19 protein-coding genes and 2 pseudogenes are annotated in these 24,009 nt (G+C 59.2%); 18 read left to right on the plus strand and 3 right to left on the minus strand.

Features of this window, described 5'->3' with window-relative positions; all coding sequences use genetic code 11:
- Positions 1-141: 141 nt before the first annotated feature.
- Positions 142-678: a nucleoside 2-deoxyribosyltransferase gene (locus BN871_RS18610; RefSeq protein WP_048748303.1), complete on the minus strand. Its 537-nt coding sequence runs from the start codon at positions 676-678 to the stop codon at positions 142-144.
- Between the two features lie 234 nt (positions 679-912).
- Between BN871_RS18610 and BN871_RS18615 the strand changes: the two genes are divergently transcribed.
- The 12 genes and pseudogenes from BN871_RS18615 to BN871_RS29260 all read left to right on the plus strand — a co-directional run bounded on the left by BN871_RS18615 (position 913) and on the right by BN871_RS29260 (position 13,861).
- Entirely contained in the window at positions 913-2,487 is a 1,575-nt protein-coding gene (locus BN871_RS18615; protein WP_048748317.1) for a response regulator, read from the plus strand.
- A complete protein-coding gene (locus tag BN871_RS18620) occupies positions 2,484-4,286 on the plus strand; it encodes a sensor histidine kinase (protein WP_048748304.1) in 1,803 nt (600 codons plus the stop codon). The genes BN871_RS18615 and BN871_RS18620 overlap by 4 nt, the downstream gene beginning before the upstream one ends.
- Entirely contained in the window at positions 4,264-5,829 is a 1,566-nt protein-coding gene (locus BN871_RS18625) for a response regulator (RefSeq protein WP_048748305.1), read from the plus strand. The genes BN871_RS18620 and BN871_RS18625 overlap by 23 nt, the downstream gene beginning before the upstream one ends.
- A gap of 100 nt (positions 5,830-5,929) precedes the next feature.
- Positions 5,930-7,636 carry a hypothetical protein gene (locus tag BN871_RS18630; RefSeq protein ID WP_021879895.1) on the plus strand — a complete coding sequence of 569 codons (1,707 nt, stop codon included), beginning with the start codon at positions 5,930-5,932 and terminating at the stop codon, positions 7,634-7,636.
- 156 nt (positions 7,637-7,792) lie between these two features.
- Positions 7,793-8,711 (plus strand): annotated as a pseudogene (locus BN871_RS18635) (ABC transporter permease).
- 13 nt (positions 8,712-8,724) lie between these two features.
- On the plus strand, positions 8,725-9,627 hold the full coding sequence (locus BN871_RS18640; protein WP_021879893.1) for a carbohydrate ABC transporter permease: 903 nt from the start codon (positions 8,725-8,727) through the stop codon (positions 9,625-9,627).
- A 186-nt stretch (positions 9,628-9,813) separates the two neighbouring features.
- Entirely contained in the window at positions 9,814-10,677 is an 864-nt protein-coding gene (locus BN871_RS27880; protein WP_048748306.1) for a stalk domain-containing protein, read from the plus strand.
- On the plus strand, positions 10,581-11,087 hold the full coding sequence (locus BN871_RS29750; protein ID WP_269745441.1) for an ABC transporter substrate-binding protein: 507 nt from the start codon (positions 10,581-10,583) through the stop codon (positions 11,085-11,087). Before BN871_RS27880 ends, BN871_RS29750 begins: the two co-directional genes overlap by 97 nt.
- Positions 11,087-12,115: an iron ABC transporter permease gene (locus BN871_RS18655; protein WP_232313173.1), complete on the plus strand. Its 1,029-nt coding sequence runs from the start codon at positions 11,087-11,089 to the stop codon at positions 12,113-12,115. Before BN871_RS29750 ends, BN871_RS18655 begins: the two co-directional genes overlap by 1 nt.
- Positions 12,112-12,903 carry an ABC transporter ATP-binding protein gene (locus BN871_RS18660; RefSeq protein ID WP_048748308.1) on the plus strand — a complete coding sequence of 264 codons (792 nt, stop codon included), beginning with the start codon at positions 12,112-12,114 and terminating at the stop codon, positions 12,901-12,903. The genes BN871_RS18655 and BN871_RS18660 overlap by 4 nt, the downstream gene beginning before the upstream one ends.
- Positions 12,904-12,955: 52 nt before the next feature.
- A pseudogene (locus BN871_RS29255) lies at positions 12,956-13,333 on the plus strand (ankyrin repeat domain-containing protein); the annotation flags it as partial.
- A 6-nt stretch (positions 13,334-13,339) separates the two neighbouring features.
- Complete coding sequence (locus tag BN871_RS29260) at positions 13,340-13,861, plus strand: antibiotic biosynthesis monooxygenase (protein WP_232313175.1); 522 nt, start codon at positions 13,340-13,342, stop codon at positions 13,859-13,861.
- A 63-nt stretch (positions 13,862-13,924) separates the two neighbouring features.
- Here the strand turns inward: BN871_RS29260 and BN871_RS18670 are convergent, their stop codons facing one another.
- Complete coding sequence (locus BN871_RS18670) at positions 13,925-14,260, minus strand: helix-turn-helix domain-containing protein (RefSeq protein ID WP_157060335.1); 336 nt, start codon at positions 14,258-14,260, stop codon at positions 13,925-13,927.
- Positions 14,261-14,502: 242 nt separating this feature from the next.
- Positions 14,503-17,571, minus strand: a complete 3,069-nt coding sequence (locus BN871_RS18675; protein WP_053087012.1) for a PAS domain-containing hybrid sensor histidine kinase/response regulator — start codon at positions 17,569-17,571, stop codon at positions 14,503-14,505.
- A 202-nt stretch (positions 17,572-17,773) separates the two neighbouring features.
- Here BN871_RS18675 and hemE point away from each other — a divergent pair, with 202 nt between their 5' ends.
- The 6 genes from hemE to BN871_RS18705 form a co-directional block, all read left to right on the plus strand.
- Complete coding sequence (hemE, locus tag BN871_RS18680) at positions 17,774-18,850, plus strand: uroporphyrinogen decarboxylase (protein WP_048748309.1); 1,077 nt, start codon at positions 17,774-17,776, stop codon at positions 18,848-18,850.
- Complete coding sequence (gene hemH, locus BN871_RS18685; protein ID WP_048748310.1) at positions 18,843-19,781, plus strand: ferrochelatase; 939 nt, start codon at positions 18,843-18,845, stop codon at positions 19,779-19,781. Before hemE ends, hemH begins: the two co-directional genes overlap by 8 nt.
- Positions 19,778-21,229, plus strand: a complete 1,452-nt coding sequence (gene hemG / locus BN871_RS18690; RefSeq protein ID WP_048748311.1) for a protoporphyrinogen oxidase — start codon at positions 19,778-19,780, stop codon at positions 21,227-21,229. The genes hemH and hemG overlap by 4 nt, the downstream gene beginning before the upstream one ends.
- 113 nt (positions 21,230-21,342) lie before the next feature.
- Positions 21,343-22,716 carry a CapA family protein gene (locus tag BN871_RS18695; protein ID WP_048748312.1) on the plus strand — a complete coding sequence of 458 codons (1,374 nt, stop codon included), beginning with the start codon at positions 21,343-21,345 and terminating at the stop codon, positions 22,714-22,716.
- Complete coding sequence (locus BN871_RS18700) at positions 22,713-23,489, plus strand: glycerophosphodiester phosphodiesterase family protein (protein ID WP_048748313.1); 777 nt, start codon at positions 22,713-22,715, stop codon at positions 23,487-23,489. The genes BN871_RS18695 and BN871_RS18700 overlap by 4 nt, the downstream gene beginning before the upstream one ends.
- A gap of 25 nt (positions 23,490-23,514) precedes the next feature.
- Positions 23,515-24,009: DUF92 domain-containing protein (locus BN871_RS18705; protein ID WP_048748322.1), on the plus strand; the 495-nt coding region annotated here is incomplete at its 3' end.

Below are 24,009 nucleotides of genomic sequence, written 5' to 3' on the forward strand. Positions count from 1 at the left end.
ACATCGCTATACGGAAAGAGCCTCCGCCGGTTCAGCTGGCAGAGGCTCTTTTGCGTACAAAGGCATTCTTAAACGGCTGAACCGGCCGGGAAACGCTGTGGAGGAAGGCTCATCCGCGCCCGTCAGGCATCGGCTCCTCCGTTACTGCGAAGATGCGGCTTGGCTCCGAAAGTCCGCGGCGGCCAGCTTCAACGCGTCCTCAAGCGTCCCCTCCGCTATGGCGGCGGGGACGCCCAGCATCAGATTTACCGGCAGTCCGAACGCTTCGATGGACATGCCGTCGCGGTACAAGCCGGTGTCGGAATCCGTATCCTCCCGGAGCTTGTCCTCCATCGTCCGTGCGTCCAGCAGATGGGCGTACAGAGGCTTGCCCAGGGCGTATGCAAGCCCGCATTCAAAGACCGTGCCGGCGTCGGGCTCCTGACCCCGGAACGGATTCAGGTTGGCGATGACGAGATCCGCCTGCCGCACAAGCCGGACGTTGCCCTCGAAGATGGCTTGCGCCGTTGCCGAGCGCGAAGGAAGCGGCTTGATGTCCTTGTCGAGCGGGAAGATGCCCTGGAAGCCGTATTCGGAGCAGAGCGCCTTCAGCCGCCTGCCTTCCTCGGCCGCATCGGGCCGGAACACCTCGAAGCCTGCCAGGTATGCTTTTGGAATTGCCGCCTCTGAGTTTGCCATCGGAATCATCTCTCCTCTATTTTTCTGGTTCAATTATAAGGGAAATTCCTCTCTCAAGAGAAGACAGTTGGCTGGAAAGGCGGGGCAGGCAAGAGATGGGGCGGATTTCCATGCCTATGAATGCCTGCTCGTTGAAGAGATGGATTGTGATTTTATTTTCCCCGTGGTTATAATGAGCTGACTGATGAAGTCTCCTGATGCCGTAGGATAAATTAGGACAGGCAGGTGGCAGCCGTGTTCAAGGTTCTGGTTGTGGATGATGAGCCGATGATGCTGGATGGGTGGCGGTCGATCGTGGATTGGACCGGGCACGGCTACGAGCTGTGCGGAATGGCCGAAGATGGATTGGAAGCGCTCTCTTTTGTGGAGAGCGGGAAGATCGATCTGTTGGTGACCGATATTCGGATGCCCTTGATGGACGGTCTGGAGCTGATCCGCACGCTCCAGGAGGACAAGGGGATCCGCGTCAAAACCGTCATCGTCAGCGGGTATTCTGAATTCAGCTATGCGCAGCAGGCCATGCGTTATCAAGTGGAACACTATCTGCTGAAGCCGCTGCTTCCGGACGAGATCCACCGTCTGCTGGCCGAGCTCGCACCGCCTCTGGAGGAAGAGAGAAGAAGGGAAGCGGCCAGGGACAAGGACACGGCCGCGGCTGCCGCCTCCATCATCGTCCGGCTGCTCGGAGGCGGAGCGGCCGATGCGCTGGAGGAAGCAAGCCGTCTTCTGGGAGCGGAAAAGCACAGCCGGTGCCGCCTGATTGTCGCCGAAGATGCGGCCGGTCCTCGCGACAATACGGGAATTGGGACCGCGCTGGAGAACCGGCTGAAACCGATCGCCGAAGCGTTCCGGAAGAACAAGCTCGGAGCCTGGAGCTTCAGAGTCGGGCCTGGACGGATCGGTCTGCTCATCATCGGACCCGAGACGGAGGAGGAGGGTTTCGAAAGCCTTTTGGCGGATGCTTCCACCGGTCTGGAGGACTTGCTCCGGCAGACGGCGCTGTTTTGCAGCGGAGCCGCGGAGCTGTCCTTGCTGCCCGAGCTTTACAGGCAGATCGAGAACATGCGCGGAAGAAGGCTCCCCGGACAACGTCAAGGGGTGTTCCGTCACGCAGGCTGCTTCCAGCCCGGGCCGTGCACGCTGGAGGAGGTCACGATTCGAACCGACTCGCTGGTCCGGTCCATCCAAGCCGCCGATTTCAAAGCTATCGACAGCTCCGTTGACAGGCTGAGCGATTTGCTGGCGCAAGCGGGCTTGCGGGGAGGCTGGAGGAGAATGGTTCTGGATCATGTGCGGGGAGAGCTGCTCCGCGCATTTGGAGAAGCAGCCGTGAAACCGATCGCAGGCCGCGCAGCAGCAGAGCAGAGCCTGCTTTTGCGCGAACGTCCTGAGCTGATCCCGGCAGAGGAGGCGGATGCTGCGCTCAAGCGGATTTGCGCCATAATCGCCCATGATCTCGCAGCGGCCAAGCCGACAACAAGCGATGCGCGCAAGGCGGTCGAGGAAGCCGTAGCCATGCTGAAGCGGGAGTTCCGATCCCGGATCAAGCTGCAGGAAGTAGCCGGGGCTTTGGGATTTCATCCGGTCTATTTCGGCCAGCAATTCAAGAGAGAGGCCGGATTGTACTTCCATGACTACGTTCACCGGCTGCGGATCGAGGAAGCCCAGCGGCTGCTTCGGCGAACGGATCTGAAAATGGCCAGCATAGCCAAATCCCTCGGCTATCGCGACACGGACACTTTTACCGCCAAATTTAAGGCGATTGCGGGAGAGCTTCCTTCCGCTTACAAGAGCAGGTGGTCGAGATGAAGGGCAGAATCGACAGGCTCAGAATCTTCTACAGAATCAACGATATTCCCTTGAAGCTCAAATTCCTGCTGATTTATCTGCTGTGCGTGCTGGTACCAATCATGTCGATCAACGTGTTCTTCTATTACCGCAATTCGGAAGACATCCAGCTCCGCGAGAAGGAAAACCTGAGAAAATCGATGGAGCGGGCATCCGGCGAGCTGCTGGGCATGATCGAGGAAAGCGTCGCGCTCGACCGGTCGATTGCAAGCGACGATTCGATCTACGAGGCGCTCGACCGAGAGTACGAATCCCCGATTGAATACTATAAAGTGTACAACAGCTTTCTCCGCGACCGGATGACGCGCTACAAGTCCGACAACATCCTGCAGGTCCGCGTCTATACGAACAACTTGTCCATCCAGAGCGGAACCAATTATCAAGTCATTGAAAGCATTTCGAAGGATCTCCCGTGGCTGGAGCAGCTGAATCGGTCCAGAGTCAACATCCTCACAGTCGCTTATGACGAGAAAAGCGGTTTTAATCCGGGTCAGAGAATCAGTGTGGTCAGCCGAATGAACACCTTCTCCTCCTACAGCAAATATATGAAATTCGTGCGCATCGACCTCAATATAGAGAAGATCGAAAGCATTCTGAACCGGGAAATCGACAGCCTGAAGCTGCGCCTGCTGGATGAAAAAGGGCGTACAGTCGCCTCCAGTCCGGGGTTGGAGGCCGAAGGAGCCGATTCGGCCCGGCCGGCCGCCGGCTACACCATGAACCACGCGATTGGAGACTTCAGTTATGTAAAGAACTGGAGGCTTGTCGGCGTGGCGGATACGCATCGGATCGACAGCCTTCTTCATGATGCTTTTATTTCTATTGTCTGGCTGGCCGTGCTGAGCACCCTTATCCCGTCACTGCTCATTTTCATCCTTTTCCGCTCTTATCATTACCGTGTGAAGAAACTGTCCAGGCATATGGAGAAGGTGCGCAACGAGCGATTCGATCTTATTGACATCCAGGAAGGGCGCGACGAGATCGGGGGCTTGATCCGGACGTTCAATGTCATGATTGAGAAAATAACCTCTCTGATCAACGACGTCTATAAGCTGGAAATCCGGCAGAAAAACATGGAGCTGGAAACGGTCCGAACAGAGCTTTCCATGCTGCAAAGCCAGATGAATCCCCATTTTTTGTTCAACACGCTGAACGCTCTGTTGATTGTATGCGTCAAGAACGGCTATACGGGGGTAACCGGAATCATCAAGAACCTGTCCGTGCTTATGCGTCAGCTGCTCAGCGGAGCTGACGGGCTCGTGCCTCTCCGGGAAGAGCTCGAGTTCACCTCGATGTATTTGCAGATCGAGAAGTTCCGTTTCGGCGACCTGTTCAACTACTCGTTCCATATCGATCCGGAAGCGATGGATCTTCTCATTCCGCGGATGAGCATTCAGCCGCTGGTGGAGAATGCTTGCAAGCATGGGCTGCAGGCGAGGAAAGAAGCGCGGACCATCTCGATCGCCGCCAAGCTGACCGAGCTCGCTCTGGAAGTGCACGTGAGAGACAACGGCATCGGCATGGAAGAAGACAAGCTTAAGCGGCTGATGGAGAATGTCCGCGTCGACAATGCGATGGACGGCCGCATTGGAATCAGGAATGTCTACCGCCGTCTGGAGCTGTTCTATCATGCGAATGTCCGCTTTATTCTGGAGAGCTCTCCCGGCCTCGGGACGGACGCCGGCTTCCATATTCCGCTTTCCAGGCTGCTTTCGAATGAAGAGGAGGGCATAAGCCGTGTACACCGTCCTTTTGGTTGATGACGAGCCGATCGCTGCCGAGGGGCTCATGCTTATGATCGATTGGGAAGGCTTCGGTTTCCGGGTAGCGGGCATCTATCATACAGGGCAGGATGCATTTGAACATATAAGCCGCGATCCGCCGGACCTCGTTGTGACGGATATCCGGATGCCGCTGATGGATGGATTGGAGATGATCGAACAGACCCGGCAGCGGGGGAATACGGACACTCAATTCGTTCTGACAAGCGGCTACAACGATTTTCACTACGCCAGGAGAGCGCTGCATCTCGGCGTTACGTCCTATCTGGTCAAGCCGATCCTCGACCGCGAAGCCCGCGAGGTGCTCGACGGCGTGCTGAGCATGATCCGGGACAAGGAGCGGCAAGTCCGGATTCAGGAGAGCGCGGGCCGCTATGCCGTCGACCATTCTCTGTCCGTGCTGGTCTTCGGAGGCGACGAAGAAGCAGTGGACGAGGCGAAATCAGTGGCATCCTCCTGGGCGGGAGAGGCGGAGGGATGGACGTACATCCACGTCGATGCCGACGAAGCGGATAGAGGCTGCGCTCGCGAGACGGCTCGGAACCTTGCCGAGAGCACCCCATTCTGCCGGTTGATCGATCGAGACCCGGATGCGTTCGGCCTCGTGCTCGGCTGGCGCCATCCGGCTGAGCCTGCCGTCCGGTCTTTTGCAGATCGGCTGCTGGCCTTATTGCGGGAACGATCGGAAGGGCGGCCGAGAATTGCGGTTGGCTGCGGCGTGAAGCGGCTGGAGGAGCTTGTGGAATCTGCGGCAGGAGCAGCGGAAGCCGAGCGCTTTTTGTTCTTCGGAAAAACGGATATCGTGTATTATGACGAGATCCGCGATCGGACCCTTACCTTCGATCCCGAGATTCTGAAACTGGCCGATGGCATCGTCGACATCGTGGAGAGCGGCCGCGGAGAAGCGCTGTCCGATTCAATACTGGGCGCGTTGCGGACCTTTGAATCCGATCGGATCGCTCCGGAGCTGATTTCGATCTTCCTGATTCAGGTCGTGCTTCGCTGCGCCTCGCTCTACAAGGAAATGGGAGGGGATTCCGATGAGCTTCTATTGAATTGGGGCATGGATCAAAAGCTCAGGAAAGGGCTGAACCTATCGGATGCGGGGGTTTTGCTGGTGGAGTTCTGCCTGCAATGCCAGAGCGCCTGTGCTTCCCTTCTGGATCGCCGGAGCGGGGGCGCCATCCGGAAAGCGGCGGATTATCTGCGCCTTCATTATGCCGAGCCCAGCACGATCAAGGAAATCGCCGAGCGCTTGTTTGTCAATCCTGTCTACTTGGGACAATCCTTCTCCCGCAAGTTCGGCATCGGAATCCTTGATTTCATCCATGATTTGCGCATCAATGAGGCTGTAAATAGACTTCAGGGAACGGATGAGCCGCTGTCGTCGATCGCGGAATCGGTCGGATACAGGGGGTATCAGCAATTCCTCAAGCAATTCGAGAAGCGGCTAGGGATGAAGCCGGCTGAGTTCAGGAGCCGGGAGCGGAATAACGGACTTGCCGGAGATGGACGCCTTTAATTCTGGGGGGGCAATGCTTAATTTTACTTATTATGTAACCGCATACATTTCTCCATACTGAAGAAGCAAGGATTCAAGATTTCCGAAGGAGGAGAAATAGATGGGGGTAATCCCAACCAATGCTCTGCGAGGAACGGCTGCGATCGTCCTTGCCATGAGCCTGGCGCTCGCCGGCTGCAGCGAATCAAACGGGGGCGGAACGAACCAGGCCTCGACTTCCGCTAATGGCGGAACGGATTCCGCTTCGCCGCCTGCGGCCACGGACAATGCGAAGCCGCTGGACATCTCCATGTTCATCGTGACACCCAACCAGGCGCCTGCTCCGGACAACCGGATTTACAAGAAGATTCAGGAGGAGCTCAACGTCAAGATCAACATGGAATTTCTGGTAGGAGACGCGCAGCAGAAGATCGGCGTCATGATTGCTGGCGGCGAATACCCGGATCTGATTACGGCCGATACGAAGCTGGTTGCGGCCAAAGCGGTCATTCCGCTGGAGGATCTTATCGAGCAGTATGCTCCGAACCTGAAGAAGCACTACGCCAGCGCCTGGAACAAGATGAAGGATTCCAGCGACGGCCATATCTATTGGCTGCCTAACTACGGCATTGTTTCAGGACAGGATCTTGGCACCTACTACTCGGGTCCGGCCTTCTGGATTCAGAAGGATGTGCTCAAGGAAGCGGGATACCCCACTCCGAAAACGCCGGATGAATATTTCAAGCTTATCCGCGATTATGCGGCCAAACATCCCAAGATCGACGGCAATCCGACGATCGGCTATACGACGCTGGCATACGACTGGCGAACGTTCCCGCTCCTCAATCCGCCGGAGCATCTGACAGGACATCCGAACGACGGCGGCGTTGTCGTGGATGACGGAGTCGCGATGGTATTCGCCGACAAAGACATTTCCAAGCGCTATTACAAGGATTTGAACAGTCTGTTCAACGAGGGCCTGATGGATAAAGAGGCTTTCGTGCAAAATTATGACCAATATTTGGCCAAAATCGCCTCGGGCCGCGTGCTCGGCATGTTCGACCAGCATTGGAACTTCCAGACCGCCGAGGATACGCTGGTCTCGCAGGGCAAGATCGGCAGCACTTATGTGGGATTCCCGCTCACGTATGATTCCAGTATCAAAGAGTACTATCGGGACAGCGCGCTTCCCAATCTCAACAACGGATTCGGAATCAGCAAGGACGCCAAGGATCCGGTGCGGATCATCAAGTTCCTGGACGCTCTCATGAGTGAGGATTGGCAGAAAACGCTGTCATGGGGCGAGAAAGACGTGGATTACAAAGTCGGAGACGACGGCAAGTTCTATCGTACGCCTGAACAGCGCAAGCAGCAGGAAGACCCGACCTGGAAGCTGGCCAATCGTGCCGACGGGCTGTTCGGCGCTCTGCCCAAGATTGAAGGCACCTTCTCCGATGGCAACGCCACCAGCGCGGGCAACCAGCCTGGCGAATACTACGATTCGCTGAAGGCCGAGGACAAAGAGCTGCTCGATGCTTACGGCTTCAAGACTTGGATGGATTTCTTCTCTCCTCCTCCCCCGAATCCGGTCTACTATCCGGCATGGCAGATCGACCTGATCGACGGATCGCCGGCTGCGGTCGCAAACAAGCAGATGACGGATGCTTCCCTCAAGTACCTGCCGATCGCCATCATGTCCAAGACGGATAAATTCGACCGTGCTTGGGACGATTATGTGGACGCTTACAAAAAAATCAATGTGAAGGCTTACGAGGACAGAATCAACGAACAGATACAGTGGCGCATGAAAAACTGGGCCAGCAACTAGCCCAGCCAAGGCAGGAAAGGCTGTGGCAACCGGCGGCGCGTAAGCCGCCGGCTGCCATCGCTAATCCTCGTCAGGCCGAGGCAGCATCGGAGGTGCGGAGAAATGGAAGAAATTCCGGAAGGACACATGCAATTGAACCATGCCGAAACGGCGCCCATGCTCCGGGCTTCCCGCTTCAGGCGGCTGCGCGATCAAAAGCAGCTTATGTGGATGTCGCTGCCCATACTGGCCTACGTTTTTTTTATTTTCGTATTACCCTATCTGGGGCTGGACGATGGCGTTTCAGAACTATAGTCCGGCCAAGAGCTTCGGGGAGCAGGCCTGGGTAGGCTTCGACCAGTTCAAGTTTTTGTTCGGAGACGATACCTTTCTGCTCGTGCTGCGCAATACGATCGCCATGAGCGTCATCAACATGGTGCTTGGTTTCGTGACCGCAATCGCCTTTGCAGTCCTGCTCAACGAGGTCAAGACCCGCTGGTTCAAGCGGACGATCCAGACCATTTCCTATCTGCCTCATTTTCTTTCCTGGATCATCGTCACCGGCATCGTCGCGACGACGCTCTCGGTCGACGGAGGCATTGTCAACGTCCTCCTGATGAAGCTTGGATTCATTCAGGAGCCGATCATGTGGCTGAGCAAGCCGCACTACTTCTGGGGAATTGTCGGTGCTTCCCATGTGTGGAAGGAGATAGGCTGGAACGCGATCATCTATTTGGCCGCTATTACGTCCATTGATCCATCCCTATACGAAGCGGCCGAAATAGATGGGGCCAACCGCTATAGAAAAATGCTGCATGTCACGCTTCCGGGCATCAGGCCGATCATCATCATCCTGCTTATCATGAACCTGGGCTGGATTCTGGACGCCGGCTTCGAGGTGCAGTACCTGCTGGGCAACGGAGTCGTCGTCGACTGGTCCCAGACGATCGACATCTTCGTACTCAAATACGGGCTGCAAATCGGCAATTACTCGCTTGCGACGGCAGCAGGCATATTCAAGACGGTCGTCAGCATCGTTTTACTTTTCTCCGCCAACATGCTCGCCAAGCGGTTCGGCGAAAACCGATTGATCTGAGGAGGACAGCCCGATGAGAACAAGATCGCCGCGGCTGGAGCCGGCCGCCTTCCATTCGTTCAATGCCATCGTCATGATCTTGCTGGCGATCGTAACCCTTTACCCGTTCTTGAATACGCTGGCCATATCGTTCAATGCCGGCAACGATACGATTCGGGGGGGCATCTATCTGTGGCCGAGGGTATGGACGAGCCAGAACTACAAGGCCGTATTCGCAGGCGGAGCCATCTATCATGCATTTTGGATTTCGGTCGCGCGGACCGTCATCGCCGTCGTCCTCAACCTGTTTCTGACTTCCATTTTGGCTTACGCGGTCAGCCGCAAGGAATACGTCTTCGCCAAGCCGATCACGATCATCGTCGTGCTGACGATGTATTTCAACGCGGGCCTCATTCCATCGTATTTCTTGATCAAGGACCTTCATCTGCTCAACCATTTCCTGGTCTACATCATCCCCGGCCTGATCAGCGCCTTCAACATGATCGTCATCCGGACCTATATCCAGACGCTTCCCGAGGGGCTCATCGAATCGGCGAAAATGGACGGGGCGGGCGATTTCCGGACGTTCATCTCGATCGTCCTGCCGCTCTGCCAGCCGGTTCTGGCTACTGTCGCGCTATTCGTGGCGGTCGGCCAGTGGAACGCTTGGTTCGATACCTTCCTGTATGCTTCATCCAAGCAAAATCTCAGTACGCTGCAGTACGAGCTGATGAAGCTGCTTTCCTCTTCGATGTTCTCGAACAGCAGTGCTTCCGTCGCCAACGGAGCGGATAAGGGGGCCGTGCACAATATGGTGACGCCCATGTCGATTCGGGCTTCGATAACCATCGTCGCGTCCCTTCCGATCCTGGTGGTCTATCCGTTCCTGCAGAAGTATTTCGTGCAAGGACTTCAAATCGGCGGCGTGAAGGAGTAGCGAAGAGAGCGGATGGTCCGAGAAGGGCTCCGCAGGTAGACGGCGGGTTCGGCGGCATGAGGAACAAGATAAAGAGCCTTCTACGGCTCTTTTTTTTGCTCTCTTTCTATTGACAATGATAATCGTTATCAATATTATAGGGTAGTAATTGATATTGATTCTCATTATTAATCAGGAGGGGTTTACATGGTTTATAAAAAATGGGTGCTGACAACAGCGGCTTCGGCGCTGCTTCTATCCGCCGGAGCCGGAGTTGCGGCTCCAGCTCAAGTATCTGCGGCGCCCGCCGCCATCAAGGTGGCTCTGGACGGCAAGCAGCTCAGCCTCGATGCAAGTCCGATCGTCACCAGCGGCAGGACGCTGGTGCCGTACAGCTCAATCGTAAAATCCCTCGGAGGAAGCGCGCAGTGGGACGCCTCGTCGAAAACCGTTACGGCTTCCGGCAGGGGCGTGAACGTCAAGCTGACCGCAGGCTCTTCCACCGCATACATAAACGGCTCGAAAGTGGCTCTCGACGCCGCCCCTGTCATCCAGAACGGACGCACCTTCGTGCCGCTCCGCCTGCTGTCCGAGGCATTCGGCAAGTGGGTGAGCTGGAATCAAGGCAGCCGCACGGCCGCCATCAGCAGCACCTTGACGCTCAAAACGAGCACAGGCAGCTTCACGCTGAAGGCGAAGCCGAAGCGGATCGTCACCCTCTCGTCGGCGGATACGGAAATGATCTACGCGCTGGGCGGAGCCGTAGTCGGCCGTCCGACCGCGCTCGGCGCCGTCAATCCTCCGGCAGCGGCCTCGGCCGTAGAAGTCGGCAGCACGCACGGCATTCTCTTCGAGAAGCTGGCATCGGTGAAGCCGGATCTCGTCATCGCCAGCCCTGCGCTGAAAAGCCAGCAGGCGACGATCGAGAAGCTGGGCGCCAGGTGCTGTTCAATTCGCAGAACACGTTCGAGGACATCAAAGCTTCCGTCCGCCTCTACGGCAAGCTGCTCGGCAAAGAGAGCAAGGCGGAGGAAATTACGGCCGGCATGGACAGATCCGTCGGCAGCCTGAAAAAGCCGGCGTCCAAGCCGAAAACGCTCATAGTGTACGGCGCTCCCGGCAGCTTTGTCGTCGCCCTGCCGACGAGCTATCCCGGCAGCTTCCTGGAGCTTGCGGGTGGAGAGAACGTCGCTTCCAAGTTCCCTAAGATGGACACGATGCCCCAATACGCAGAGCTGAGCATGGAGCGCATCGTCGCCTCCAATCCGGAGCTGATCCTGCTGATCACGCATGGCGACGCCGCTGAAGTGAAAGCCGGCTTCAAGAAGCAATTCGAAGGCAATGCGGCCTGGAAGTCGCTGCCGGCTGTGAAAAACGACCGCTTCGAGGTGCTGCCGCAGGATCTGTTCGCAGCCAATCCGGGCATCCGCGCGCCTAAAGCGATCGAGACGATCAACAACCTGCTTCTGCAGGTGGACTGATGGCGGCGGTAATGACTCCGGGAGAGCTCAGGCGCTCCCGAAACCCCGCTTGGGCGCGGAATGCCGCCGTGCTCAGCGCCGTATCCGCATTGCTGGCGCTGGCCGCGCTGTCAGGCCTGGTTATCGGCGCCATCCATATTCCGATCCGGGAAGTGTGGAGCGTGCTGCTCCATCCGGCGGATACGGAAGCCTATCAGATCGTATGGAATCTGAGGCTGCCGAGGGTGCTGACCGGGATGATGGTCGGCTGCTGCCTTGGAACTGCTGGAGCCTTGCTGCAGGGGGTATTCCGGAATCCGCTTGCCGACCCCGGCATAATCGGCGTCTCTTCCGGCGGCGGTCTGGCTGCGATCGCCATCATGATTCTGTTTCCGGCGCAGATCGCGCTGCTGCCTGCCGCCGCTTTTGTCGGAGCTCTGGCCGCATCCGCCGTCGTTTATTTGCTGGCATGGAAGGGAGGGGCTTCTCCGGTGAGGCTGATTCTGGCCGGCGTTGCCGTCAATTCCCTGCTCGGAGCGGCAATGTCCGCCCTGATGATCCTCAACAGTGAAAAGGTGCAGTCCGTGCTGCCCTGGATGTCGGGCAGCTTGAACGGGAGAAGCTGGCCGCATGTCGACACGCTGTTTCCTTATGCGCTGCTCGGCATCGCAGCGGCGATGATGCTGATCAAGCCCGCCAACCTGCTGGCGCTCGGAGACGATGCCGCCAAGCTGCTCGGCGTCCGCGTCGAGGTGTACCGGCTGCTGATCGTGGCTTGCGCCGCTTTCCTGGCCGGCGCCGCCATCAGCACGGCCGGCATGGTCGGCTTTGTCGGCCTTGTCGTGCCGCATATCGCACGTCTGCTCATCGGCGGCGACTACCGGATTTTGCTGCCTGTATCCGCCGTCGGCGGCGCCGCTCTCGTCACTTTGGCGGATACGGCTGCGCGCAGCTGGTTCGATCCGATCGAGTTTCCGGTCGGCATCCTGCTGGCACTGCTCGGAGCTCCGTTCTTCCTCTACCTTCTGCGCAAGGGGGCGAAACGATGAATGTGATTCTAAGCCGCGGACTGAGCTACGGATACCGCAGCCAGCCTGCCGTCGACGCCGTCGACTTCGAGATCCGGACCGGGGAATGGCTCGGCATCGTCGGTCCGAACGGTTCCGGCAAGTCGACCGTGCTGCGCATGCTCGCCAGACTGGTCAAGCCCCATGGAGGGAGCGTGCTGCTGGACGGCGCGGAATTGGATTCCCTGAACCCGAAGGAAACCGCCCGAAAGCTGTCGATGCTGGCACAGAACCAGGATGCTTCGCTTGACATCACGGTCCGGGAGCTGGTCAGGAAAGGCCGGCATCCGCATCTGAAATGGTTTCAGGACGGAAGCTCTTCCGCTCACGAGGATGTCGTCGACTGGGCGATCGCAGCCGCTTCGCTGCAGGAGCTTCAGCATCGTCCGCTCCCGGCGTTGTCGGGCGGAGAACGCCAGCGCGCCTGGCTGGCGATGGCGCTCTGCCAGACGCCGGACATCTTGCTGCTCGATGAGCCCGGCACCTATCTGGACATCGCCCATCAGCTCGATCTGATGGAGCTGGTGCGCAAGCTGAACAAGGAGAGAGGCACGACCGTCGTCATGGTGCTGCATGATCTCAATCAGGCAGCGCGTTATTGCGACCGCCTGCTGGCGGTGAAGAAGGGCAAGATCGCCGCGGAAGGGACTCCTGGCGAGCTGTTCCGGGAAGAGTTTTTCCGCGATATTTTCGGAGTGTCCGGGCGGATCCGCACCGAAGACGGGATTCCCAGCTTTCAGCCGGTGCGGACGGTCAGGCAAAAGGCATAACGGCTTGCGGCTCTATCGCCGCTATATAATTATCTAACAGGAGGAGTCGTAAATGAAGGAACCGGCATTGGATCCATCTCTCGTAAGAGCGTTTGTAGCATCGGCGCATGGAGAGTTTGACCAGGTGAAGGCTTTGCTTGAGCAGGAGCCGAACCTGCTGCATGCGGCGATGAATTGGGGCGGAGGAGATTGGGAGACGGCGGTCGGAGCCGCTGCCCATACCGGTAGGAGAGACATTCTGGAGTGGCTGCTGGAAAAGGGAGCCCGGATCGATCTGTTCGCAGCGGCCATGCTGGGCGAGCTCGCGCTCGTCAAGGCGGCATTGGAGAAATATCCGGCCCAGCTGCATGCGGCAGGCCCGCATGGCATCACGCTTCTGCAGCATGCGCTGATGGGCGGCGAGCAGGCGGCGGCGACGGCAGACTTCCTGAAGTCGATGCTGAATGCTGCTTCCGAAGAGCCTGAAGCCGAAGCAGGAGCCATCCTTGTCGAAAATGTGATCAAGGTGAAGGCTGGGTTCGGAGAGGCTGTTCTTGAACGTTTCGCCAAGCCGAAGCAGGTGCATACGTTCAAAGGGTTCATCCGCATGGATGTGCTGCACGGGAAAGCTGCGGATGGAGACGAGGAAATCCGGGTATGCACGACATGGGAGAGCAAGGCGGACTTCGAAGCCTGGGCGTCCAGCGACTCCTTCCGCGGCGCGCACTCGCGCCGGGACGGAGAATCCGGTGGCGGAGAGCAGGCTCCGGCCAACGGCCCTTCCCACGGCCAAGCTCAAGGTCATGCTCACGGCCAGTCCCACGGCCAAGCTCAAGGTCATGCTCACGGCCAGTCCCACGGACAGGGAGGAGCACTTGGATCGGCAGCTCAAGGTCCGGTAATCGGCAATAAAGTGACGATTTATCGTGTGGCCGCTTCCCATCTGCCTGCGTCAGCCGCTGCAGATGCTTCTGTCTGAGCCTGAACGAGGCCGAAACAAAAAAACAGACGCGGATTCCGATCCGGGTCTGTTTTTTTGCTGTTACTTATCTTCTTTATACTGGATGATCGGCCGGATGACCTGCGAGATCAACCTGATTTTCTCGGGGGAGCAGCCTTCGAGCATATCCATGATCTCGTGGCGGAGAAAATCTTGCGAGCTGCTGTTGGCTCCGCTCAGCAGATACTCCGGAGTTTCCTCCAGGACGACGCAAAGCTCGGATAGTCGGTCGAGATTGAGCGGGGTTTTGCCGCGTTCGATTTTGCTTATGTAAGCATTCGATACATCCAGATGCTCGGCAAGAGCCTCTTGGGTCATCCCCTTCTGCTCACGGGCTTTCTTGAAGCGCTTGCCAATAATCGAGTAGTCATATGCCACTATTCCATCACCCTACCAAACTATAACAACCTTTGAAACGGTCTTACATGTATCCCGATTCCAACTGAACCTATCGTTCAATCCTATTCGGAATGGGGGGATGCCCGGGATAGGCATGCCTTCCTGAATGCGCGATTTTCGGCACAGCCAAATGAAAATCCCCTGTGCAAGCTCTGCCCGGGCTGTGCTGAATGCCGGCGGGCGGAGCTATGCATAGGGGATTGTACGGTATGGATAAGCCGCTATTCGTCGCCGGCGCGTGAGCCGATCTCGCCTGCCGCCAGCCGGCTGAGCACGCGCGCGACTTCGGAAGCGAACACCGGCTTGCTGATGAAGTCGTCCATCCCCGCATCCGCGCAGATCTTCTTGTCGGATTCCTGGGCGAAGGCGGTCACGGCGGCGATGGCCGGCTGCCTGCCGAGGGGCAGCCGGCGGCGGATGGCGGACGCCGCTTCAAGGCCGTCCATGACCGGCATCTGCAAATCCATGAACACGATATCGTATCTTTGGCGCTCCAGGATGGACAACGCTTCGGCGCCGTTGCCCGCCGTATCGGCGAGACAGCCCATCTTGGATAGAATCGTCCTCAGCAGCGAGCGGTTGACGGAGTTGTCGTCGACGACCAGCGCCTTGATGCCGGGATAAGAGTTCGCGGCCAGCGGCGTCTCCGGATGAGGCGCTCCGGAATGTTCCGTCTGCAAGAGCTCGGAGTCCTCAGTCTGAGGAAGAGCGAAGCGGAGAACGAAGCTGAATACCGAGCCTTCGTCTTGAACGCTCTCGACTCCGATCGACCCGCTCATCAGCTCCACGAGCTTGCGGCAGATTGCAAGTCCAAGCCCCGTTCCCCCGTACTTGCGGTTGATCGCCGGATGCAGCTGGGAGAACGATTGGAACAGCAGGCTCTGCTTGTCCAGCGGGATGCCGATTCCGGTATCCCTGACGCTGAATTCCACCATGCAGGACGCCTGATCCGAAGCTTGCAGCGAAACCGACACGGTGACGGAGCCCTCGTCGGTGAATTTGACGGCGTTGCCGATGAGATTGGCGAGCACCTGGCGGATTCGTCCCGAATCTCCGATGACGAGGGACGGCAATTCGGCAGGGAAGCCGAGCTCAAGCGAAATGCCCTTGGCTCGCGCGCTGGCTCGGAACAGATCCGCAACGTCCGCGACGGTCTCCCGAATCTGGAACGGCTCCAGATCCAGCTCCATTTTGCCGGCTTCGATCTTGCTGAAGTCCAGCACTTCGTTGAGAATGCGCAGGAGCGCATCGCCGCTCTCGATGATGGTTTGCGCATATCCGTTCTGCTCCTCGTCCAGCTCCGTGCTGGCAAGGAGATCGGCCATGCCCATGATTCCATTCATCGGCGTCCGCAGCTCATGGCTCATGATGGCAAGGAATTCCGATTTGGCCCGGTCGGCTTCTTCCGCCGATTCCTTGGCGCGGATGATTTCCTTTTCCCCGGTAATATCGCGGAAGACGATGACAGAGCCTTTATGCTCGCCGCGGTCGAGGATCGGAGTCACGCTGCATTCGGCAAGGAAGCTGGAGCCGTCCCGGCGCCACAGCACCGTCTCCTGGCTGCGGTAAGGCTGCCCGCCCCGGATCGCCTGGTGGATCGGGGAATGCTCGCTGCGATACGGAGTTCCGTCGGCCCTCGTCTGCTCGATCATGTCGAGGTAGGACCTGCCGGCGATATCGGGGTGGCTCAGCCCGAGCATGGCGGCGGCAGCCGGATTCATGAATACCGAGGCTCCATCCACATCCACGCCCAGAATTCCCTCGGAGACGGCATTGAGAATCAGCGTATATTGATAGCCGAGCTTCTCGATCTGCTCCAGATGGCGCTTCCGCTCGGTGATGTCCTGGGACAGCCCGTAGACGCCGACGACCTCGCCGTCCACGATGATCGGAATGTTGATGGTGTTGATCTCGAGCTCATGGCCTTCCTTGTGCCGTATTTTCAGATCGTATGATTGAGGCTCTCCCTGGCAGGCCAAGCCGAAGTGACGCAGAGTCTTGTCGAGATACTCTTCCGGCACAAGCGGCCCCCAATAGTTGCCGATCAGCTCTTCCATCGAGTAACCGGTCAGCTTTTCGAGGTTGGCGTTGGCTGTCAGATAATCTCCCTGACAATTCATGGAGTATACGGCCTGCGGACTGTTTTCGAACAGGGATTTGTATTGCTGCTCGCTTTCCTGCAGACGCTTCTCCAACAGCTTCTGCTCGGTGACATCCTGCACGAAGCCGGTATAATGGTACGGCCGTCCGGATTCGTCCACCCGCGGGACGCATTGGGAGTAGACGTAGCGGATCGAACCGTCCGGCAGCGATACCGGATATTCCCATTCCCGGGGCGTGCCGGGATTGCTGGCGCCGAGGCGGAGAAACTGCTTGATATCCTCGGAGGCGTCGGATTCGATGTTGAGCGCATCGATGATGGCGTCGCTTGCGGGCGCCGACAACGGCAGCCTGCCCTCGTACATCGCCCGGGTTTCCTCGGAGAACGACATCTGGTTGGAGATGACATCCCATTGCCAGGCTCCGATCCGCGCCATATCGAATACGGTCTGAAGCATTTCCTCATAGCGCTTCATGGCCGACACATCCCGCGCATAAGTCAGGATGCGCTGCCTCCCATCCGGCAGGTCGAGAACCTTGAAGTAGGACTCCATCCAGATGAAGCGCCCGTCCTTGTGCCGGGTCCGGCGCACGAAGCTGCGGTTCACGTCAAACATATCTCCGTTGGCCATCTCCCGGGCTTCCCGCTCGTGGTAGAACTCCCTGCGGTTGCGTCCGATCATCTCATGGACCTCATACCCGAGAATCTCCTTGCAGGAAGGAGCGATATAAAGGATCGTTCCGTCCGGCGTGCTGCAGCTCACGAGATCCCGAGTATTCTCGACGATCAGCTCGTACAGGTCCTCGTCGAGGGCGATGGGGAATTCCTGCAGGGAATCGGGAAAGGCCTGGACCATGATGGTAGCATGGCCATCCTCCTCCAGCAGGGTGAGCAGGCAGTCGATCCGGACGGCTGCGCCGTCGGCCTTCAGCAGAGTCAGCCCGTGCCGCAAAGGGGATTCGGCCTTGAGCAGCCGCTGGAGGCTTTCCGGATCATCGCCGCCTCCGAGGAAGGGGCCTTGACCGCCGGTTTCCGGGCCGCCCGATTCGGCAATCCATCCGCATAAGCGGCGGAAAGCGGGATTCATCGCGCTCCAGGCGCCGTCCTGGACGGACAGAAACGCGATTCCATCCTTCGAATGGCGGAAAGCCATTTCTGCGAATTGAAGATCATTGTCAGGCAGTTTCATCTAGTATGATTTCTCCTTGTCCTTGGCACGCTGGCGGCAGCCCGCTTTGCTGATAGTATAATCCTTTTCCAATCAAGAAGGAATGCCTATCGTTTGTCATAGGATTGTCATCTCCCCCCGCCGGGTAAAGGTTGTTAGCGTTTTTAAAAACGGGCATAATGGAAAGCGAAGGGAAATTCATAGAAAGAAAAGGGGAGCGGATATGATACAGAACGACTCCTTCCTCCGGGCGGCCCGCGGGGAAAGCACGGATCATGTGCCGGTATGGTACATGAGACAGGCAGGGCGGTACGATCCGGATTACCGCAAGATCAAGGAGAAGCATACGCTCCTGGAGATTTGCAGGCAGCCCGAGCTGGCAGCGGAAGTCACGATGATGCCGGTACATAAGCTTGGCGTCGACGCCGCCATTTTATATTCCGATATTATGAATCCCGTTGCATCCATCGGGATCGATTTTGATATAGTCGCAGGCATCGGCCCCGTCATCCACAATCCGATCCGCAGCGCGGAGGACGTGCGCAGGCTGAAGCCGATCGACGTGGAAGGGGATTTGTCCCACGTCCTGGAGACGATCCGGATTCTTGACCGCGAGCTGAAGGTTCCGCTCATCACGTTCGCCGGCGCGCCGTTCACGATCGCCAGCTACCTGATCGAGGGCAAGCCCTCCCGCAACTATCTGCGCACCAAGGCGCTCATGTACAGCGAGCCGGCCGTCTGGTTCGAGCTGATGGACAAGCTGGGCGACATGGTGATCGCCTATCTGCGGGCGCATGCGGACAACGGAGGCAAGGCGTTCCAGCTGTTCGACAGCTGGGTCGGCTCGCTCGCCCCGCATGATTTCCGCGTCTTCGTCCTGCCGACGATCACCCGGATTTTCAGCGAGCTGTCCGATCTGAAGCAGCCGGGCATCTACTTCCCGGGAGTCAGCTCGGGCGAGCTGCTGCCGGAGCTGAAGGGCCTTCAGGCCGACGTGATCGGCCTCGACTGGAGGGTCGGCATTGCAGAAGGACGCCGCCGTCTCGGAGGCGGATATGCGGTTCAAGGCAACCTCGATCCGGTCGTGCTTACCGCTCCGATGGATGTCATCAAGGATCATGCGCGCAGCATTATCGACGAGGGCATCAAGGAGCCGGGCTACATTTTCAATCTCGGACACGGCCTGTTCCCCGAAGCGTCCCTCGACAAGCTGAAGCTGCTGACGGACTACATTCACGAATATTCGGCCGATGCCATCGCCACCCGGAGAACGGCCGCAAAGGAGATGCCTCATGTCTGACAAAACGATCGGCGTCCTGGTCATGTCTTACGGCACGCCGGAGAGCCTGGACCATGTGGAAGAATACTACACGCATATCCGCCGCGGCAGCGCCCCTTCGCCGGAGCAGCTCAAGGAGCTCAGCGACCGGTACGATGCGATTGTCGGCGGCGTCTTTCCGCTGCGCGAGAACACGGACCGCCAGGTAGCCAGCCTGCAGGACAAGCTTGAGCAGGCCGCACCCGGACGCTACCGGTGTTATCAGGGGCTCAAGCATGCCCGTCCGTATATCGAGGACGGAGTGGAGCAGATGGCGGCAGACGGAATCACGATGGCCGTCGGCATCGTCCTCGCTCCCCATTTCTCCACCATGAGCGTGGCCAGCTACAACAAGCGGGCGATGCAGAAGGCGGAGGAGCGCGGCATCACGATGGTGTGCGTGGAATCCTATCATCTTCATCCGAAGCTGATCGAAGCGCTGGCGGAGCGCGTGAGCGAAGGAATGAAGGCTGTCTCCGAGAAAGCGGGAGGCGCTTCGGTCAAGGTGCTGTTCAGCGCGCACAGCCTTCCCGTCCGCATCCGCGAATCCGGCGATCCTTACGAGGAGCAGCTGCTCGAAACTTCCCGCGCCGTGGCCGACGCTTCCGGCGCGCACAACTGGGAGTTCACCTGGCAGAGCGCCGGCCGCACGAAGGAGCCATGGCTCGGACCGGATATTCTGGAGACGATGACCCGGCTGGCCGGCGACGGAGAGCAGGCGCTGCTGGCGGCTCCGATCGGTTTCGTGTCCGACCATCTGGAAGTGCTTTACGATCTCGATATCGAGGCGATGGCCGAAGCGGACAAGCTGGGCATTGCCTTCGGCCGGATCCGGATGCTGAATTCCGACCCTCTCTATATGGAGGTTCTCGCCGACTCCGTCGCGAAAGCGGCTCAAGGACTCGGGGAATGAACGGCGATCGGAGAGCTCTGCGGATCGCTGTGGTCGGCGGAGGCTTGACGGGTCTCAGCGCGGCCCATTATATCCGCAAGGGGCTCGAGGAGCGGAATCTGGAGGGCGAGCTCGTGCTCGTCGAGGCTGGAAAACGGCTTGGAGGACGCATCGAGACGCTGCGCAAGGATGGATTCACCATTGAAAAGGGACCGGATTCGTTCCTCGCCCGCAAGCTGCCGATTCTGGAGCTGACGAGAGAGCTCGGTCTACTTGACGAGCTTGTCCGCACCAATCCGCAGGCGGCCAAAACGTACATCTATCAAGGCGGGCAGCTGCATCCGATGCCGCCCAAGCTCGTGCTTGGAGTGCCGGCGGACATGGCTTCATTCCTGAAGACGGAGCTGCTCGGCACGGATTCAAAATTCCGGGCGTCCTGCGATCTGCTGCTTGCGCCGCGCCCGGACGACGGGGAGGACGAATCCGTCGGCGCTTTCCTGGAGCGCCGCATGGGTCCCGATATCGTGGACCGGATCAGCGAGCCGCTGCTTGCCGGCATCTACGCAGGCGACCTTTACAATCTCAGCCTTGCAGCGACGTTTCCCCAGTTCCGCCGGGCGGAGCTCCAGCATGGCAGCCTGATTCGAGGCTCGCGGGCGGGCAGCCGGGGCGCGGCTCCTGCGGCTCCTCCCGATTATTTGCCCGAATCGGTCAAAGGCAGCGTCTTCATGACGTACAGGCACGGCCTTCGGACACTGGTCGAAGGATTGGAGCGATCGCTGGAAGGCGTGCGCATCCTGATGGGCACGGCGGTTGCTTCCATCCGTGAATCCGTCGGGGAAGGCTGCCGCTACGAGCTTGAGCTCGGCAGCGGAGAGAGGCTTGAGGCGGATGCGGTCATCGTGACCGCTCCGAGCCAGGCAGCGGCTTCGATGCTGGAGCCGCTCGCGGACATGTCCGAGCTGCGGGAAGTGAAGTATGTATCTGTCGCCAACGTGGTCATGGCCTTCACGCGCCGGGATGTGGAGTGTATGGAATTCGACGGCTCCGGCTTTCTGGTGCCGCGCTCGGAGGGCCGTACGATTACGGCCTGCACGTGGACCTCATCCAAATGGCTGCACAGCAGCCCTTCGGATCATGTTCTCCTCCGCTGCTATGTGGGAAGGGCGGGCGCCGAGGAAGCGGTGGAGCTGTCCGACGAGGAGCTGACGGCCGCGGTTCTCCGCGACGTGAAGGATACGATGGGCATCGAGGCGCGCCCTCTGTTCACCGAGATCACGAGGCTGCGCCATTCCATGCCGCAGTATCCGGTCGGCCACGTCGCCGCCATGGGCCGGCTGCGGGCAAGAATGGCGCAGCAGACTCCCGGCGTTTACGCGACGGGGGCGGCGTTCGACGGCGTCGGACTGCCGGATTGCATCCGGCAAGGACGCGAGGCGGCGCAGCATGTTTTGGGACTGTTCCAATAAGTGGACGGCTCCTTTTCGCTATGAAGCGAAGAACTTGGTATAATGGCATGGTATTTGCATCGCGACCGTCCTCATCCAAGCTACTTCATCATATCGAGAGGAGCTGTCTTTTTTTGTTCGTATCCCGTTCCAACTCCAGACAGCATCACCGTCGTCAACGCAAGCGCCGGCTCCGCCGGCTCGTCATCGTCAACTTCATTCTTCTGGCCGCCGCGGCTTTGCTTGTCGGCGGATTTCTATGGAACCGGACGGATCCTTCCGCCAGCGGAGGCGGCAGCTCGGCTTCTTCCGGAGGCTCCGGCAGCGGCGGGACGAGCCTTGTTCCGGATGTTTCATCCGATCCATCTCCCGCGCCAAGTCCGAGTCCGCCGCCTTCTGCCAGCCCGGAGCAGCCTTCGCCGACGCCGGAGCCTGGCGAGCAGCCGAGCCCGTCGCTGAGTCCGACGCCGGAGCCGACCGTCTCGGCGACTCCAAAAGCGACGCTGCCGCCGGCTGTCTCCACGAACCCGGGCAGCGGCTGGAGCGGCGATATGCCGAAGGATGCGGGAGCTGTCCGCCTGGCTTTTACGGGCGACATCCTGCTGGCATCCAAAGTGGCGGATCAGATGGAGGCGAACGGCCTTGACTATCCGTTCAAGGGCGCTGCTCCCTATCTGTCCAAGCCGGACCTGACGGCCGGCAATCTGGAGACGCCGATCACGCTGCGGGGCACGCCGGCAGAGGACAAGCAGTATGTATTCAAAGGCAAGCCCGGCTATCTGAAGCCGCTCAAGGACGCCGGCTTCGACGTCGTCACCGTCGCCAACAACCATACGCTCGACCAGGGCACGGAAGGGCTTCTGGACACGATGAAGTACCTCGACGACGTCAAGCTTCCCCATGTGGGAGGCGGCCGCAACGACAAGGAGGCCTTCGCTCCCGTCATTCTTTCGAGCAAAGGCGTCAAGATCGCCTACATAGGCGTCAGCCGCGTGCTTCCTGTAACGGACTGGATGGCAGGGCCGAAGCGGATCGGAGTCGCGGAAGCCTACAATTCGGCGAGGGCGGTCGAAGCGATCAAGTCCGCCAAGGAAAAGGCGGATCTGGTCGTCGTCATGGTCCATTGGGGAACCGAGCGTTCCGATCAGCCGAACGCGCAGCAGAAAAGCCTTGCGAGGGATCTCGTTGACGCCGGAGCCGATCTCGTCATCGGCGCGCATCCCCATGTGCTGCAGGGCTTCGAGCTGTACAAGGGCAAGTGGATCGCCTACAGCCTGGGCAATTTCATTTTCACCTCGAATTCGAACTCCAAGACGAGCGAGACGGGCGTGCTGGACGCCGTCTGCTCCAAGGAAGGCAACTGCGGCCTGCAGTTCCATCCGATGAAAATAACGCTCTCCCGGCCTGCCCCTTTGGAAGGAGAGGAAGCCGCAACGCTGCTGAAGCGTCTGAACGGCATCAGCTCCGCAGCATCTGTCGGGACGGACGGAATGGTGAAGGCGCGTTGAGAAATCCATGCGTCGCTCATCGAGGCTGGTCCGGCGCCGCACCCGAGAATACGCTGGCTGCGGTTCGGCTGGCTGCGGAAGCGGACGATGTCGAGTGGGCCGAGATCGACGTGCAGCTGTCCAGCGACGGCATTCCCGTTCTGATGCATGACAAGCGTCTTAACCGCACGACCAACGGCGGGAGGGCGGAGGCTGCCCGCGTTGCCGCCGCCAAGCTTCAGTCCCTGGATGCCGGAAGCTGGTTTTCCCCGGCCTTCAGTCAGGAAGGCGTGCCGCTGCTGGAGGAAGTTCTGCGGGAAACAGGGGACAGGCTGAAGTTCAACATCGAGCTGAAGCGCCACGACCGGGTGGACGGCTTGCTGGAGGAGCGGGTGGCCGAGGCGGTGGAGCGGAGCGGAATGCGGGAGCGCAGCGTGCTGACCTCGTTCAGCAGGGAGTCGCTCAGGCATTTGAGGTCGCTTGATACGGGCATCAAGACCGGCCTGATCAGCGACAGCTGGAGCGCATCCTTGCCGGCCGAGCTGTCGGGACTAGGCTGCAGCCTGCTGTCGGCCGATCATTCCGCGATGAACCGCAAGCGGATCCGCCTCCTCAAGGCGGCCGGCATCCGGACGATGGTCTGGACGCTGAACGACTTTCGCCTTATCCGGCGTTATGCGCTCATGGACCCTTCGGTTTTGATCTGTACGAATTACCCCGACCGCTGGCGGGAAGCGCTGCGCAGCCTTCCGCAGCCGCTGGAGCTGCCGGGGCGGGATGCTTGGCCGGGATGAGCAGACGAGGAAGCGGGGCGGGACGATGACGGAGAACGAGCTATGGACGCTGCTTGAATCGGAGCCGCTGCTGCGGCTGGCCATCGGAGCGGCTGGCAGCCTCGCCATTGCCGGAACGGCTTATCGGCTGCGGGCATTGTCGGGTTCCGGGGCGGCCGCGGCCGCTTTCATGGGAACCGGCTACGTCTTCTATGGAGGGCCGGTCTGGTTCGGCTTGCTGATTGCATTTTTCGTCTCTTCGACCTTCTGGTCGAAGTGGAAGAAGAAGCATGCGTCCAAGTCCGGAGCGGAAAAAAACTACGCCAAGGGCAGCAGGCGGGATGCCGGCCAGGTAACCGCAAATGGAGGCGTCGGCCTTTTCCTTTGCGCGGTTTACGGCTTCTGGCCGGAGCAATGGCTGCTGTATGCCTTTGTCGGCGTGATGGCCAGCGTCAACGCCGACACCTGGGCGACGGAGATCGGCGCGCTCAGCCGCCGGGCTCCGGTATCGGTGCGCACGCTGCGCCGGGTGGCGCCGGGC

The organism is Paenibacillus sp. P22 (genome assembly GCF_000469945.2).
In the GTDB taxonomy this organism is placed as follows: Bacteria; Bacillota; Bacilli; order Paenibacillales; family Paenibacillaceae; genus Paenibacillus_O; species Paenibacillus_O humicus.

Bases quoted from the DNA above. Each gene is read 5' to 3' on its own strand.
- BN871_RS18610 (WP_048748303.1), bottom strand. From the start codon at position 678: ATGGCAAACTCAGAGGCGGCAATTCCAAAAGCATACCTGGCAGGCTTC.
- BN871_RS18620 (WP_048748304.1), top strand. From the start codon at position 2,484: ATGAAGGGCAGAATCGACAGGCTCAGAATCTTCTACAGAATCAACGAT.
- BN871_RS18630 (WP_021879895.1), top strand. From the start codon at position 5,930: ATGGGGGTAATCCCAACCAATGCTCTGCGAGGAACGGCTGCGATCGTC.
- BN871_RS18640 (WP_021879893.1), top strand. From the start codon at position 8,725: ATGAGAACAAGATCGCCGCGGCTGGAGCCGGCCGCCTTCCATTCGTTC.
- BN871_RS27880 (WP_048748306.1), top strand. From the start codon at position 9,814: ATGGTTTATAAAAAATGGGTGCTGACAACAGCGGCTTCGGCGCTGCTT.
- BN871_RS18655 (WP_232313173.1), top strand. From the start codon at position 11,087: ATGGCGGCGGTAATGACTCCGGGAGAGCTCAGGCGCTCCCGAAACCCC.
- BN871_RS18660 (WP_048748308.1), top strand. From the start codon at position 12,112: ATGAATGTGATTCTAAGCCGCGGACTGAGCTACGGATACCGCAGCCAG.
- BN871_RS29260 (WP_232313175.1), top strand. From the start codon at position 13,340: ATGCTGAATGCTGCTTCCGAAGAGCCTGAAGCCGAAGCAGGAGCCATC.
- BN871_RS18675 (WP_053087012.1), bottom strand. From the start codon at position 17,571: ATGAAACTGCCTGACAATGATCTTCAATTCGCAGAAATGGCTTTCCGC.
- hemE (WP_048748309.1), top strand. From the start codon at position 17,774: ATGATACAGAACGACTCCTTCCTCCGGGCGGCCCGCGGGGAAAGCACG.
- hemH (WP_048748310.1), top strand. From the start codon at position 18,843: ATGTCTGACAAAACGATCGGCGTCCTGGTCATGTCTTACGGCACGCCG.
- hemG (WP_048748311.1), top strand. From the start codon at position 19,778: ATGAACGGCGATCGGAGAGCTCTGCGGATCGCTGTGGTCGGCGGAGGC.